Below are 1,227 nucleotides of genomic sequence, written 5' to 3'. Positions count from 1 at the left end.
CGCTCTCACCGCCGTGATCGCGGACCGGGTGCGCCGATGATCGCCGCGCCGCCGGTCTCGATCGTCCTGCCCGTCCACCGGGCCGCGGCGTTCCTGCCGCGGGCTGTCGAGCAGGTGGTCGCCCTGGACTATCCGGCCCTCGAGGTCGTGATCGTGGATGACGGCTCCGGTGACGACACCGTGGAGGTGGCGCGCGCTCTCACCGCCGACGACGACCGGTTCCGCCTCGTCGAGCTGCCCGTCAACGGCGGCGTGGCCCGCGCGCGCCGCGCCGGGGTCGAGGCCGCGACGGGGGAGTACGTGTGGTTCGTCGATGCGGACGACGCGTGGAGCCCCGACGCCCTGCGCACGCTCGTGGGCATGGCGACCGCGCGCGAGGCGGACGTCGTGGTGGCCGCCGCGACCCTCGTCACGCGCGGGGGCGAGCGACGGCCCCTCGTCCCCCCGGTCTCACCTCCGGTGAACGGTCGGGCGGCGTTCCGCATGCTGCTGCGCGGAGAGCTCACCGGCCACCTGTGGAACAAACTGTTCCGCCGCGAGACGCTGCTGCGCGCGGCCTTCACGCCCGCGCGGGTGCAATCCGATCTCGCCCTGGTCGCGGACGCCCTGGGGCACGCGACGGCGGTGGCGTTCACCGGCATCCCGATCTACGACTACCTGCTGCGCGACGGGTCGATCATCACGTCCGTGCGGCAGCGGGCGGACTCCCTCGCCCTCATCGACGAGACGGTCACCTCGACCGCCCGCCGCCTCGGGCTGCACGATGCGGACGACCTCGTCTACTTCCGCGCGCGGTACATCGCCCTGTCGGGGATCAAGGACGCTTTGAGGGCGGAATACCTGTTATCTGAGCGGAAAGTACTGGTATCGCGCAACCGTCGGATGTTGGGCCTCGCCGAGATGGCAGTCTTCCTGAGACGCCGTGATGTTCGCCGGGCCCTTCTCACCCTGACCGCGAAAAGCTCCACTCGCGCACACCGGGCTCTCCTGACCATCGCGGACGGTTAGTACCCCCGATGTCCCCCCAGCCAGATCAGGAGCCTCTCGTGTCACTGTCCCCCCGTCGCGTCCTCGCGCCACTGCTGCTCGTCTTCGCCCTCGTCGCCGCCCTGCTGACCGCCGTCCCCTCCGCCGCGGTCGCCGCGCCGTCCCCGGTCGGTCCCGGGACCTACGAGGAGACCTCGCCCGCCCTCTCGTACTCCGGGACATGGACGTCGCTGGGGTCGG

2 protein-coding genes are annotated in these 1,227 nt (G+C 71.7%); both read left to right on the top strand.

The window, feature by feature from the left end; all coding sequences use genetic code 11:
- Positions 1-1,008, top strand: a 1,008-nt coding sequence (locus tag DBR36_RS17975) for a glycosyltransferase family 2 protein (protein ID WP_108320765.1), incomplete at its 5' end; no start/stop codon positions are given.
- Positions 1,009-1,046: 38 nt separating this feature from the next.
- Positions 1,047-1,227 (top strand): hypothetical protein (locus DBR36_RS17970; protein WP_181373658.1); only part of this gene is annotated, 181 nt, incomplete at its 3' end.

Source organism: Microbacterium sp. HMWF026, assembly GCF_003061325.1.
GTDB classification, from domain to species: Bacteria; Actinomycetota; Actinomycetes; order Actinomycetales; family Microbacteriaceae; genus Microbacterium; species Microbacterium testaceum_E.
The sequence above is the reverse complement of the archived record's forward strand: the minus strand, read 5'-3'. Positions and strand labels throughout refer to the sequence as shown.